We start from the raw sequence: 12,722 nt of genomic DNA, 5'->3' as shown, positions 1-12,722 counted from the left end.
ATTTTATGCATTCACTTTTTCGTACTATGACTGCGCAGCCAGCACTTGATGGTAAACCTGCGCAGTTAATCGAATTAACCAACGCAACGGGGGTTAGCGTTGTGTTAATGGACATCGGAGCCACTTGGCTCAGTTGTCGTTTGCCTTTGGCGTGCGGTGAGCGGCGAGAGGTTTTGCTAGGGGTAGGGACCATGGCAGACTTTGAGCGACAGGCGAGTTACATGGGGGTAACGGTTGGTCGCTATGCAAACCGTATCGCTAAAGGTAATTTTTCAATTTCTGGTCATCATTATCACGTGGATACCAACCAAGCGGGTAACTGTTTGCACGGAGGTAAGAGCGGTTTTAACAAAGCCCGTTGGCAGATTGAGGAGCAATCGGCCTGCCATGTGCTTTTTAGTCATCGTTCATCAGATGGCGATCAGGGCTTTCCGGGGAATTTATCTCTAAAGGTGGAATATCGTTTAACGGATAACGGCGAAGTAAACATCAGCTATTCAGCGTCGACAGACAAAGCCACTCCGGTCAATCTCACCAATCACGGTTACTTTAATTTAGATGGTGCGGAGTCAAAGGTCGATGTTCGTCATCATCAGTTATGGATTAATGCTGACGACTACTTACCCTGTGACTCTGTGGGGATTCCATTGGGCGAGTTAGCCAGTGTGGATGGCAATGGTTTTGACTTCCGTACTCAAAAGTCTTTAATGCAAGACTTTCTCGGTGATCAACAGCAGCACCAAGCCAAAGGGTACGACCATAGCTTCTTGTTTAATTCTGAGCGTGATAGATCACAACCCATTGCGCAGTTAATCAGCCGAGACAAGAAGGTGATGATGGAAGTGCTAACCGATAAACCGGCAATGCAGCTTTATACTGGAAACTGGTTGGCAGGGACTCCTAGTCGAAAGGGTGAGTATTCTGACTATGCAGGCGTGGCACTGGAAACGCAGTTTTTGCCTGACTCGCCGAATCACCCAGAATGGCCGCAGCCAAGCTGTTTCCTTAAGCCAGGCGATGAGTATCGTTACAGCACAAGTTATCGATTTAATTTCTAGATAACAGAACCAAAAAAGCCAGTTATCAAGACTGGCTTTTTCTATAAATATCTCCTAAAACCCTTCATGTTCATCAATGGCTTGTCTGGCTTCTGCAAGTGAGCAATCTGCTGTTACGACTAATTCATTTACCGTCATCGAGGGATCCTTTTCAAGGAGCTCTGCAAGAGAAACCGTCGGTTTGGGTAAGACCAATGTGATGGCCTTTATGATCCATTGGTGAGCTTCATCGTCAAAGTGAGCCATCAGGGAGCGCAATTGCTCTTCCTCTCCGCTGAGTGACCAATGCCGAGAGCGTCGAATTCGCTTGAGTTGACAACCATGTTGGGCAGCGAGCGCCAGTACCACTGATTTGTCAGGGACTCGATGAACAAAGCTGTTAAGAGTAATAGAAAGCATCGATTAAGTTCTTGGCCTAGGGTTATCTATTGGCAAACCAATGCTGCACAAATTCAGTAAATGCAGACAATTTGGTACTTTGGCGTAACTGTGGTGGGTAAATCATATAAATGGCGCTTTGGGTAATAAAGTAGTTTTCTAATATTTGTACTAGCTCTCCTTTATCCAATGCGGGCTGCACTAAATAACACGGCATTTTTATTACGCCTTTCCCCTTTCGTGCGGCTTCAAGCAGCAACAAATTATCGTTGATGAACATGTCACCGTCAGTCTCGATTTGGATGGATCTGTCGCCATCAAAAAAAGACCACTGAGTCAGGTGTGGATCCGATAAACAGTTGTGAGCACTAAGCTGCTCTGGATGCGTTGGATGACCATAGCGAATAAGGTAGTCAGGGGAAGCGCAGCAAATATGCTGATACGACATCAGCTTTTTCGCAATCATGTTTTCTGGCGGCGTAGTGGTCGCTCGAAAGGCAAGATCAAAGTGACTTTTGGTTAAGTCCTCGCGGGTATATCCGATGTCGAGATCGAACTCGATATTAGGATGCTGGCGCTGAAACTCTTGGCAAATAGTAATTAAAAAGCGATGGCTGAAAATAGTTGGCGCTGTGATTTTTAGCACGCCGCTAACTTCGCTTTTAGTGTGCTCAAGTTCTTTTTCGAGTTGCAGAATAGACGCGTTGATTCCCTGCATCTTATCGAGGATCTTTTGACCTGCGGAAGTCAGCCTAACACTACGGGTAGAGCGAATTAAAAGACTGGCCTCTAGCTCTTGCTCCAACTGATGTATTTGAGAAGAAAGATAGCTGCGAGAGATCCCTAAGTTATCGGCTGCTTTGGAAAAACTTAACTGCTTAGCGACTTCACTAAACAGTGCGTAGCGCTCAAATCGTTTGTGCATTTTATGCATATTTTTCTTCTCAAACTCGGTGAGTGAATCGTCATTATAATTCAATATAAGATATTAAAATTTGATTATTGTTCTCTATAGCGAATTATCTTTTCACGATACTTGGTTTAATCTTCCACACGTCGAGGCGTATAGTGAGGATAATTAAATTGCAGCTGAGCCTTATGCGCCAGTAAATATAGGGATAAAACAATGAACAATGATCACCCAGTGTTTTCAGCCATGATTCAAGGTTATTGGCGCATGGCAGAGTGGGGTATGACCACTCAACAGCACCATGCATTTCTGAAGCAACATATCGAACTTGGTATCACAACTGTCGATCACGCACCTGTTTATGGTCCGGAATCTGCGTGTGAGCGTCTATTTGGTGATGTATTAGCGCTAGATAGCAGCTTGCGCGAGCAAATTCAGGTTGTCTCTAAATGCGGTATCTACCGTGGTCATGGTAATCAAGTGAACCACTATGACAGCAGTAAAGCGACTATTCTGAAATCTGTAGATGAGTCGCTTGAACGCCTTAAAACCGATCATCTTGATGTGCTGTTATTGCATCGCCCAGATCTTTTGATGGATGCAGATGAAGCGGCGCAGGCATTTTCCGAGTTAAAAGCGGCGGGTAAAGTGAAGCACTTTGGTGTATCGAACTTTACGCCTGCGCAGTTTTCGCTGTTGCAATCTCGCGTTGAAGAGCCTTTGATTACTAACCAAGTTGAGATAAACCCTGTGAACCTTCAAGTCACGGAAGATGGGACTTTGGAGCAACTGCAGCAAGCGCGTATCCGTCCAATGGCTTGGTCTTGCCTAGCGAAAGGTGAATTGTTTAGCGGTGAGAGCGAGCAACTAACGCGTTTACGTCAAACATTGGCTGAAGTGGGGGAAGAGATTGGAGCAAGTTCTATTGATCAAGTGGTGTTTGCTTGGGTGCTGCAATTGCCATCGAACCCATTGCCAATTATAGGTAGTAGCAAGATTGAGCGAGTGGCCGCATCGGTGAAAGCGTTAGAGCTATCAATGACCAAAGAGCAGTGGTACCGAATTTGGGTTGCTTCAAAAGGCCACGGTGTTGCGTAAATTACGATGATATAAAACAAAAGGCATGAGAAATCATGCCTTTTTTAATTGCCTCACTTTAAGCGGAAATTTTGTCTACTGAGTTTCGGCGCACTAAAGTTGGCGTAAAAATAATGGCTTCCTCTTCCACTGGCTCTGAGTTTGCGAGATTAAGCGCTAATCGCGCCGCGCGTTCTGCCATCATCTCAATAGGGTAACGAACCGTTGTTAGGCGAGGGTGTACATAGCGTGCAATCAAGCCATCATCAAATCCGAGCATCGATACCTGCTCTGGGACTTTAACTCCATTCTCATCGAGTACTGAGAGCGCCCCAGCCGCCATGTAATCGTTATAAGCGACTACACCAGTGACCGTCAGTGATTTAGTGAGCAGGTTGGTCATAGCGACTTCACCGCCATCACTATTGGGCTCTCCATATTCAATATAGCTTTTAGGCAACTCAATACTGTGTTCTTGCAGTGCAGCTAGGTAACCGGAGATACGATCTTGAGCATCTTCAATATCATGGTTTGAGGCGATACAGGCGATCTGCTTATGGCCGTGGCGAATCAAATATTCCGTTGCTAGATATGCCCCTCTGCGGTTATCCAATGAAATACAACGCTCTGACAGCTCTGGAATATGGCGATTGATCAAGACAAGACCTTTCACCTCTTTGGCGTAGCCAATTAACTCCTCGTCAGATAAACCTTTGGAATGTATGACTAATGCATCGCAGCGATTATTGATCAATAGCTCGATTGCTTTACGTTCATCTTCTGGGTTGTGATAACCATTGCCGATAAGGATATGTTTACTATATTCGTGTGCAACGGTATCAACGGCTTTTACCATGCTACCAAAGAAAGGATCCGAGACATCCCCAACCAGTACTCCAACAGTATTACTGTTTTGACTAACTAGGGCTTTGGCTGCTGCGTTCGGGCGATAGCCAAGTTTTTCCATCGCTTGAGTGACCGAGTGCACCGAAGCTTTGCTCGCCTTAGGAGATTTGTTGATCACGCGCGATACGGTGGCGATGGATACGCCAGCTTCTCTCGCAACATCTTTAATGGTTGCCATATTAGACCTCGAAAACTGTACTGACAGTATTTAACCCTGCTGTTGTAAATAACGCAAATAGTATGCAAGTGGCATTATAAAAATGAGATCTTTACCACTTGTAATAAAAGGCTTTAATGATAGTGTAAACGTTATCTTTTAGTAAAATTTTACCAACTCAGTAGATACTAAGGTTTATCATGGAAACTATCGCTTATACCGACTTTGCTAAATTAGAAATCCGTACCGGAAAAATCATTGAAGTGGCTCGTCATGAAAATGCAGACAAGCTTTATATCGTTCAGATTGATGTAGGCGAGAAAACGCTACAAACGGTCACTAGCCTAGTACCTTATTACACTGAAGAGCAGCTCATGGGCAAAGAAGTGGTCGTGTTGTGTAACTTGGCGAAAGCAAAGATGCGAGGCGAAACCTCGGAGTGTATGTTGCTTTGCGCAGAAACGGATGATGAATCAGAAAGTGTTTTACTGACCCCAGAACGCTCAATGCCTGCTGGGGTTCGTATTGTTTAACTAGGACTAACAGAAACCCCTAGCGATTTATTTGGCTGACGTTCAGGCTCTCGCTTCGGCCACCAGGGCATCGATTTGATTGTGATGCTCTGGTTTTACTCCTGCTAGATTTCCATACTTAGGTTGGTGGCGATCATTTTCTAATGGGAAGTGCCAACCAATGGTGTGCTCAACAAACTGTTTGGCAAATTGCTCTGAGATTTCCAAACAACCGGCCAACACTGTATCGACATAAGTCTGCATGATTGGGCTAAGTGAGCAGGGCGGCTCTGGGCAATCTTTAATGTAAACCCAAATATGATCTTGCTCCGACAGAGCGTGCTGGCAATCTAACTTAGTTAATTCAATATTAACTCGATGGTAGCCGCGTTCGCGCTGATCAAACTCTTGCAGTCCTTGGTCATTGACCTCCAATAAAACGCCATTAACAAGGCCTTCTCCCTTATCGACTACGAGTGGAGAAAGTATGTAACTGTCATCAACCTTTCCCCAGTAACGTTTAAACCCGTGTGCGGTAGCAGGAATCGCCAGCGATGTTTGCCCTGTCAATTGACGTGACGCAGAGTTCATTAAACTGCCGTAACCGAAAATGTAATGGGTCATTCCTGTCTCCAATAAATGAGTTTTATGTCTAACCTTTAACCTACCGATTAACTGGGCAAAAATAAAGTCAGCAATTAATACATAATGAAGTCAAAAAGACTTGTTTTAAGTGTGTCATTTTGACTGTTTCATTGCAGGTTAAATAGACGTAGCCCTTATTAATCAAGACTTATACAAGATGGAACGCTTCTTGCGATACATGAGTAGTATATTTAAAGATTATTATTGGCTTAGGAGTCACTGAGTGCTCAATATTACAGATAAAAAAGTGGAGGAGGCAATTGTGCCTCTGTTACGTTTAGGTTTTCGACCATTCTTCTTATTAGGATCTCTCTACGCTGTGATCGCGATTGCGCTCTGGGTATGGATGTTTCAATCTGGTCAACCTGCCGCTTTACAAGTCCCTGCTCTATGGTGGCATGTCCATGAGATGCTGTTTGGTTTTGCGATGGCAATTGTCGTCGGCTTCGTCCTTACTGCTGTGCAAAACTGGACGGGCATAAATGGTACTAAACATCATCGATTAGCGCTGTTAGTGGGTCTTTGGCTTCTACCTAGATTCTTGCTTTGGACACCAACGCCTCTCTGGATAACATCGAGCATTGAAGCCCTGTTTATCGCATTTGCCGCTTTCGAAGTGGGGACCCGAGTCGTTAAGGCAAAAGGTTGGCGAAATCTGTTCTTTGTTCCGCTGTTTGTGCTCGCTATCTTTGCTAATTTTGCAAGCTATGCGGCGGTAAAAGGCATGCCGCCATTTCCAGCTTCAGCGGTGTGGCAAGCTATGCTGTGGTGGTTTACTTTGTTACTGTCGGTCATGGGCAGCCGAGTCATTCCGTTCTTTACCGCGCGTCGATTTAACTTTGAAAAACCTCAGCCGATCGTTTGGCTAGATTGGTTAGCAAACTTGCCATTGGCTGGGCTGTTTATTCTCAGCTTTTTCCCAATGACCTTTGCAGAGTTAGGCCAGCCATTGATGATTGTCTCTGGTGCCGCGCATTTTGTTCGTGTCATGAGGTGGCAACCATGGCGAACATTGAGTGAGCCTTTGGTTTGGTCACTGCATGCTACGTATTTGTGTATTCCTGTTAGCTTGCTGCTTCGTGGTCTACTAGACAATCCATTTGCCAGTCACAACATGCTGCACTTGTTCGCAATAGGTGCGATTGGTGGGGTTATTTTGGCAATGATTTCTCGTGTCACCATGGGTCATACAGGTCGAGCGATATACCAAGGACCCAATATGACGATTGCATTCGCTGCTATTGTACTGGCGGCATTGGTACGGAGTTTAGGTGTGGCTTTCGATCCCGCCAATATGATGCTGTGGGTCAATGTCAGCGCGGGTTTATGGATTGTGGCATTTGGTCTTTTCATTTGGTATTTCGGTGCCATGCTTATGAAGCCGAGAGCGGATGGTCACCCAGGCTAGTTGCTTATTAAGCTATTAGAGCCTAAACGAAAAGGCTTGGCGTTAGTGCCAAGCCTTTATTATTTTTAAACCTTGCCCTCATTAAATCCTTTCTGGAAATAGAGCACTTTTTGCAGGTATCGGCGCGCTTCATCTTTGGGGTGTTTTGTCGTTAATGCATCATAGACTTGAGTTGGCGCTAAGCTATTGAGTTTGACCATCGCGCGTTTACGGTCTGAGTCAAAGGTAGCAAGCACACCGCCAGTACCACCGTTATAAGCAGAAATCATGCTGAAGTGTTTTGAGGTTGGGTGTTTGACCTCTTTTAAATAACGGTTCTTTAAGATGTAAAAGTAAGCTGCACCAGTATCTATGTTGTTAGCAGGATCAAAGAGATACTCTTTGGTTGGAATGCCTGGTTTGTTTTTGACAAGATTAAACACGTCAGCACCGGCGGTCTTAGGGATCACTTGCATCAATCCATATGCACCAGCATGTGAAACCGCATAAGGGTTAAAGCTGCTCTCAGTTTTGATAATAGAGAAAATCAGGTCTTCAGGAATGTCGTAACGCTTAGCGGCATCACGGATAATTCCGGCGTATTGATACTCACGTTGCTCAAGGTGATCGTTCACCATGTTGATTTCTACGTAGTAGGCGTGTCCACGTTGAATCGACTTTTTCTGCAATTGCGTGTCGATCAAATAGTTTGAATAGCGATTCGCTCGCCACTGCCACTCAATGGGTTTTCCTTCATGATCCACCACTTGCCCAAGTAAAAAAGGCTTACCTCGGAGTATCGCTTCTTTATCACTAAACAGCTCAGCATGCTGAGGATCGGCGGGCATCAATAAAGTTTGAGTGATCGCTTTTTGCAGCTTTTCAATGGGTTGATGCTGGGCAATGGTCGATACATAAATTTTGCCAGCCGCAAAATCGATATGCGCGCGGGTATTATAGCCATCAAGATACTTTACATAACGATGCTTGCCAGCCTCAACGAATTCATCTTTACCCCAACGCTCTTTTGCTTTGTTACTAATATAGGCAAGCAATTGGTTTATATTGTGTTTGTCTGTCGTTGAGGGCGGCTGGGGGTAGCTAGGGACATTGCTACTACAATCGCATGGCGGCGTAGTTTGCTCTGGCGCTAGCGAACAGCCACTGAGTAGTAAGCTGAGTAAGAGAAATTTCTTCATTGGGTTCCAAAGTTGGAGTTGAGAATCGAAGGCTCACGCCGTATGAAGAAAATGATAAGGAAGAGTGTTAACGGCCTGAAATAAAACCTTTTTGTTGTCTCGATAAACTTGGTTGCTGAATGAGTGTTTAATCCCCAAGGCAAAGATATTCGCTATTTGCCTTGGGGAATGCAAGTTAACCGGCTTGAGAATAGGGCACGACGGTTTGAGCATGTTGATTCTGAATATAGCGCTCCAGTTCGGCTTGTTCTTCCTCATTCATATACAAGCCTAGTTTCGTTCTGCGCCATAAAATGTCTTCGTTTGTCTGAGCAAATTCATGTTGAATAAGGTAATCAATCTCAGCTTGATACACACCATGTGCTCCCTGACTGAACTGAATGCCAAGATCAGCTTCTTCATTGATACCTTCTAACAACTTCCATGTATAGCTACCAAATTGAGTTACGTATCGTTCGATGAGTGGAAGTGCCATCCAAGGGAACTGTGTTTGAATCGTTTGTGCAAGTTCTTCACGGCTGCAGCTAAAGTTACCACCAGGTAGTGCTTGGTTTGCTGTCCAAGGTTTCCCCATCGTCGGAAAGTAAGGAGCGAGCTTTCTCATCGCGGATTCCGCTAGTTTTCGGTACGTCGTGAGCTTGCCGCCAAAGATAGACAAGATGGGCGCTTGATCGAACTCTGCTTCTAACTCAAGGGTATAGTCACGAGTGATGGCTTGTGGCGAGTCGGATTCATCGTCACATAAAGGTCTTACGCCACTGTAAGTCCATACGACATCCTCTCGGCTGAGTTGCTGAACAAAATGTTGGTTCACAATATCGATCAAATAATCAGTCTCTTCTTCTGATATTGCCACCTCACGTGGGTCACCTTTGTATTCGACATCCGTTGTGCCAATGATCGAGAACTTATCCAAGTAAGGGATCATAAAGACAATACGATTATCTTTATTTTGGAGAATGTAGGCTTGCGGCTCTTCATGGATACGCGGCACAACAATATGCGAGCCTTTGATCAAACGGATGTTTCGTGGAGAAGGTTGCTCTAAACCATCATCATAGAATTGCTTAACCCAAGGGCCTGCAGCATTAACTAGGGCTTTAGCTTGGCGCTCAAAACGTTCTCCTGTCGTGGTGTCAAATATAGTTACACGCCATAGGTCACCTTCGCGAATAGCTTTTTCTACACGGCAATAGTTACGGATCTCTGCGCCATTTTCTTGTGCAGCCATGACATTAAGTAGAACTAAGCGAGCATCATCGACCCAGCAATCTGAGTACTCAAATCCTTTTTTCATTTCAGCTTTAAGCAGACCTGATTTGGCTAAATCAATGGATCGACTAGCCGGTAATGTGGTGCGCTTACCTAGGTGATCATACAGAAATAGCCCGCAGCGAATCATCCATGCGGGGCGTAGGAATGGCCTATGAGGCAGGCGAAAACGCATTGGTTGTGCGATATGTGGCGCTTTACTGAGTAAGACTTCCCGTTCCGCTAGGGCTTCAGACACTAAGCGAAACTCATAATGTTCTAGATATCGTAAGCCGCCATGGATCAGTTTTGAACTGGCTGAAGAGGTCGCAGAAGCAAAATCGTTAGCTTCGTATAAACCTACAGATAAGCCACGTCCTGTTGCGTCTGCCGCAATACCTGCACCATTAATGCCACCACCGATAATGATTAGATCTAAAGGGGCTGTGGTTGCATTGTGTTTGATACTCATAAAATGTGACCTCTTTGAGCGAACGAGCATTATTGAACATAAATGAATCGTAACTGTACTTTCGTTTAAGATCATTAATTATTTTCGTTTATGAGCGTTTTGTGTGATTTGTACACAAAAAAACCTCTATTAAACAATAGAGGTTTCTAAAAGGTTAACTATGTGTTGTTGGGGTTAATTTACTCTTGATTGATGACTTCAAGAGGAATGGAATGCTCTTTTAGAATAGAAAGAATCTCTTTAGGAGGCTGCTTATCGGTAAATAGCATATGCAGTTGAGAGATATTGCCTAGCTTAACCATGGCATTTCGACCAAATTTGGAATGGTCAACAGCCAAGAAAACGCTACGACTGTTTTCAATGATCGCCTGTTTTACACGTACTTCGTGGTAATCAAAATCAAGCAGAGATCCATCAAAATCGATACCACTGATGCCTAAGATACCGAAATCTAAACGAAACTGTTTAATGAAGTCTAGGGTTGCTTCACCAACAATGCCGCCATCGCGGTTACGTACTTCGCCGCCAGCAAGAATCACTTTGAACTCTGGGTTGGGCAGTAAGATGGTGGCGACATTTATGTTGTTAGTGACGATGCGAAGCTGTTTATGGTTTTTATTCAGAGCTTTAGCAATGGCCTCTGGCGTAGTGCCGATATCAATAAAGAGTGTAGCGCCATCAGGAATGTGTTTAACCACCTCTTCTGCAATGACGTCTTTTTCATTAAAGTTCATGCTCTTACGTGTGTTGTAAGAGGTGTTTTCTGAACTTAATGGGATGGTTGCACCGCCGTGGTAGCGACGTATCTTATTCGCATCTGCAAGTTCGTTTAGATCGCGCCGGATGGTTTGCGGACTAACGTTAAACTGCTCGACTAATTCGTCCGTACTGACGTAACCCTGTTTTTGAACCAACTCAACGATTTGCTGATGTCGAGGTACTTGCTTCACTTCGTGCTCCCGTGCGGTAGGGCATTGAACTAATGCAATGCTTCCAATTCGAAAATAATATCGGGTTATTGTGCGCGAATTTGTTCGATGTGAGAAGAAGAGTGTCGAAGGAATCTGTGTTGAAACGCAAAAAGAGCGCGAATAGACGCGCTCTTTATGATTTTAACTGTGGAGGTTTAATCGTCTTCAGTGTGCATCTCAGCCCAAACTTGGGCACATTTGACCGCTCTCTTCCAGCCCTTATAACGACGCTGACGTTTGTCTTCATCATGGTGAGGAGCAAAAGTGCGATCGAGGACTGCTTTGTTTTTTAACTCATCAACACTATCCCAGTAACCTACCGCAAGCCCTGCTAGATAGGCTGCGCCGAGTGCGGTCACTTCAGTGACTTGAGGTCGATGTACTTCGGTATCAAGTACATCAGACTGAAACTGCATTAAGAAGTTATTGGCTACTGCTCCGCCATCGACACGTAAATTAGCCAGTTTGATCCCAGAGTCCGCCTGCATTGCATCCAGTACATCGCGGGTTTGATAAGCGATGCCTTCTAAGGTGGCGCGAATGATATGATTTGAGCTGACACCGCGGGTTAAGCCAACAATCGTTCCACGCGCGTAGGCGTCCCAGTATGGAGCCCCCAAACCTGTGAAGGCCGGAACGACATAAACGCCATTGGATGACTCGACTTTAGTGGCGAAATACTCAGAGTCTTTCGCATCAGCGAGAAGCTTCATTTCGTCTCGCAACCACTGGATGGAAGCGCCGCCCATGAAGACTGCCCCCTCAAGCGCGTATGCTGGTTCTCCAGTTGGTCCACAGGCTAGTGTGGTTAGCAAGCCGTGCGTAGAGGTGACTTTTTCTTGGCCAGTGTTCATGAGTAGGAAGCAACCGGTGCCATAGGTGTTTTTAGCTTGACCTGCTTCAACACACATTTGACCATACAGCGCTGCTTGTTGATCACCTGCAATACCTGCAATCGGAATACGGGTTCCGCCTTTACCACCAATATTGGTTTGGCCATAAACCTCTGATGAGCGTTTCACTTCAGGCATCATCGAAGCGGGTATGCCCATTTCGTCGAGCAGTTTTTGATCCCAAGATAGAGTGTTGATATTAAACAGCATGGTGCGGGATGCATTGGTGTAGTCCGTTACATGAACACGGCCTTGTGTCATCTTCCAGACTAGCCAGGTATCGACAGTACCAAATAGCAATTTACCCGCATCCGCATCCTCGCGAGCCCCGTCTACATTGTCTAGGATCCATTTAACCTTAGTGCCTGAAAAGTAAGGATCGAGTACCAAGCCTGTGTTTTCACGAACATACTCTTCTAACCCCCTCGCTTTTAACTCTTCACATATTTCTGCTGTGCGACGACATTGCCAAACAATTGCATTGTAGACAGGTTTCCCCGTTTCTTTGTTCCAAACAATGGTTGTTTCACGCTGATTGGTGATGCCGATAGCTGCTAGTTGGTCACTGCTGATCCCTGACTTAGCAAGGGTTTCTATGAAGGTTGAGCTTTGTGTTGCCCAAATCTCTAGTGGGTCATGTTCAACCCAGCCAGATTGAGGGTAAATTTGAGTAAACTCACGCTGCGATATACTTACGATGTTCGCGTCATGGTCTAAGATCACTGCGCGAGAGCTGGTGGTGCCTTGGTCTAAGGCAACGATGTACTTTTGCTCAGTCATGGTAAGAATCCTTGTGGTCGCTTATTTCTATTTTAGTTAATTGAATCAATAAGGGCATTTTTGGTGCGAGAGTTTTTCCATCTCAGATTTCATTCTCCATACAAAATTTAATCCGAAAACAAAAAA

12 protein-coding genes are annotated in these 12,722 nt (G+C 45.0%); 4 read left to right on the top strand and 8 right to left on the bottom strand.

Annotation, left to right across the window (positions count from 1 at the left end):
- The first annotated feature begins 5 nt into the window (after nucleotides 1-5).
- Entirely contained in the window at nucleotides 6-1,058 is a 1,053-nt protein-coding gene (gene galM, locus GVO60_RS11520) for a galactose-1-epimerase (RefSeq protein ID WP_159654125.1), read from the top strand.
- A gap of 54 nt (nucleotides 1,059-1,112) precedes the next feature.
- Here galM and GVO60_RS11515 read toward each other — a convergent pair whose 3' ends face one another.
- Both GVO60_RS11515 and GVO60_RS11510 read right to left on the bottom strand, forming a co-directional pair.
- Nucleotides 1,113-1,457, bottom strand: coding sequence for a ribosome recycling factor family protein (locus tag GVO60_RS11515; RefSeq protein ID WP_159654123.1), 345 nt, complete (start codon nucleotides 1,455-1,457; stop codon nucleotides 1,113-1,115).
- 22 nt (nucleotides 1,458-1,479) lie between these two features.
- A complete protein-coding gene (locus GVO60_RS11510) occupies nucleotides 1,480-2,370 on the bottom strand; it encodes a LysR family transcriptional regulator (RefSeq protein ID WP_159654121.1) in 891 nt (296 codons plus the stop codon).
- Nucleotides 2,371-2,562: 192 nt separating this feature from the next.
- On the opposite strand from GVO60_RS11510, the gene GVO60_RS11505 reads away from it, so the two are divergent.
- Nucleotides 2,563-3,444, top strand: a complete 882-nt coding sequence (locus GVO60_RS11505; RefSeq protein ID WP_159654119.1) for an aldo/keto reductase — start codon at nucleotides 2,563-2,565, stop codon at nucleotides 3,442-3,444.
- A gap of 58 nt (nucleotides 3,445-3,502) precedes the next feature.
- Here the strand turns inward: GVO60_RS11505 and GVO60_RS11500 are convergent, their stop codons facing one another.
- Nucleotides 3,503-4,507 (bottom strand): substrate-binding domain-containing protein, encoded by a 1,005-nt coding sequence (locus tag GVO60_RS11500; protein ID WP_159654117.1) that lies wholly within the window; start codon nucleotides 4,505-4,507, stop codon nucleotides 3,503-3,505.
- 179 nt (nucleotides 4,508-4,686) lie between these two features.
- Here GVO60_RS11500 and GVO60_RS11495 point away from each other — a divergent pair, with 179 nt between their 5' ends.
- Nucleotides 4,687-5,019 (top strand): tRNA-binding protein, encoded by a 333-nt coding sequence (locus GVO60_RS11495; RefSeq protein ID WP_004413039.1) that lies wholly within the window; start codon nucleotides 4,687-4,689, stop codon nucleotides 5,017-5,019.
- Between the two features lie 42 nt (nucleotides 5,020-5,061).
- Here the strand turns inward: GVO60_RS11495 and GVO60_RS11490 are convergent, their stop codons facing one another.
- Nucleotides 5,062-5,622, bottom strand: coding sequence for a gamma-glutamylcyclotransferase family protein (locus GVO60_RS11490; protein WP_159654115.1), 561 nt, complete (start codon nucleotides 5,620-5,622; stop codon nucleotides 5,062-5,064).
- Nucleotides 5,623-5,866: 244 nt separating this feature from the next.
- On the opposite strand from GVO60_RS11490, the gene GVO60_RS11485 reads away from it, so the two are divergent.
- Complete coding sequence (locus GVO60_RS11485; protein WP_159654113.1) at nucleotides 5,867-7,051, top strand: NnrS family protein; 1,185 nt, start codon at nucleotides 5,867-5,869, stop codon at nucleotides 7,049-7,051.
- A gap of 65 nt (nucleotides 7,052-7,116) precedes the next feature.
- Here the strand turns inward: GVO60_RS11485 and mltC are convergent, their stop codons facing one another.
- From mltC to glpK, 4 genes are all read right to left on the bottom strand, one after another.
- Nucleotides 7,117-8,229, bottom strand: coding sequence for a membrane-bound lytic murein transglycosylase MltC (gene mltC, locus GVO60_RS11480; RefSeq protein WP_159654110.1), 1,113 nt, complete (start codon nucleotides 8,227-8,229; stop codon nucleotides 7,117-7,119).
- A 175-nt stretch (nucleotides 8,230-8,404) separates the two neighbouring features.
- A complete protein-coding gene (gene glpD, locus GVO60_RS11475) occupies nucleotides 8,405-9,952 on the bottom strand; it encodes a glycerol-3-phosphate dehydrogenase (RefSeq protein ID WP_159654108.1) in 1,548 nt (515 codons plus the stop codon).
- Between the two features lie 179 nt (nucleotides 9,953-10,131).
- Nucleotides 10,132-10,902 carry a DeoR/GlpR family transcriptional regulator gene (locus tag GVO60_RS11470; protein ID WP_159654106.1) on the bottom strand — a complete coding sequence of 257 codons (771 nt, stop codon included), beginning with the start codon at nucleotides 10,900-10,902 and terminating at the stop codon, nucleotides 10,132-10,134.
- A 176-nt stretch (nucleotides 10,903-11,078) separates the two neighbouring features.
- A complete protein-coding gene (glpK, locus tag GVO60_RS11465; RefSeq protein ID WP_159654104.1) occupies nucleotides 11,079-12,596 on the bottom strand; it encodes a glycerol kinase GlpK in 1,518 nt (505 codons plus the stop codon).
- Nucleotides 12,597-12,722: the final 126 nt, after the last annotated feature.

It is taken from the genome of Vibrio atypicus (genome assembly GCF_009811315.1).
In the GTDB taxonomy this organism is placed as follows: domain Bacteria; phylum Pseudomonadota; class Gammaproteobacteria; order Enterobacterales; family Vibrionaceae; genus Vibrio; species Vibrio atypicus.
Note: the sequence above shows the minus strand (reverse complement) of the source record. Positions and strands in the feature narration are given on the sequence as shown.

What these genes read in the sequence shown, in the direction of transcription:
- GVO60_RS11495 (WP_004413039.1), top strand. Translation starts at nt 4,687, where the DNA reads ATGGAAACTATCGCTTATACCGACTTTGCTAAATTAGAAATCCGTACC.
- GVO60_RS11490 (WP_159654115.1), bottom strand. Translation starts at nt 5,622, where the DNA reads ATGACCCATTACATTTTCGGTTACGGCAGTTTAATGAACTCTGCGTCA.
- GVO60_RS11505 (WP_159654119.1), top strand. Translation starts at nt 2,563, where the DNA reads ATGAACAATGATCACCCAGTGTTTTCAGCCATGATTCAAGGTTATTGG.
- GVO60_RS11510 (WP_159654121.1), bottom strand. Translation starts at nt 2,370, where the DNA reads ATGCATAAAATGCACAAACGATTTGAGCGCTACGCACTGTTTAGTGAA.
- GVO60_RS11500 (WP_159654117.1), bottom strand. Translation starts at nt 4,507, where the DNA reads ATGGCAACCATTAAAGATGTTGCGAGAGAAGCTGGCGTATCCATCGCC.
- glpD (WP_159654108.1), bottom strand. Translation starts at nt 9,952, where the DNA reads ATGAGTATCAAACACAATGCAACCACAGCCCCTTTAGATCTAATCATT.
- glpK (WP_159654104.1), bottom strand. Translation starts at nt 12,596, where the DNA reads ATGACTGAGCAAAAGTACATCGTTGCCTTAGACCAAGGCACCACCAGC.
- galM (WP_159654125.1), top strand. Translation starts at nt 6, where the DNA reads ATGCATTCACTTTTTCGTACTATGACTGCGCAGCCAGCACTTGATGGT.
- GVO60_RS11515 (WP_159654123.1), bottom strand. Translation starts at nt 1,457, where the DNA reads ATGCTTTCTATTACTCTTAACAGCTTTGTTCATCGAGTCCCTGACAAA.
- mltC (WP_159654110.1), bottom strand. Translation starts at nt 8,229, where the DNA reads ATGAAGAAATTTCTCTTACTCAGCTTACTACTCAGTGGCTGTTCGCTA.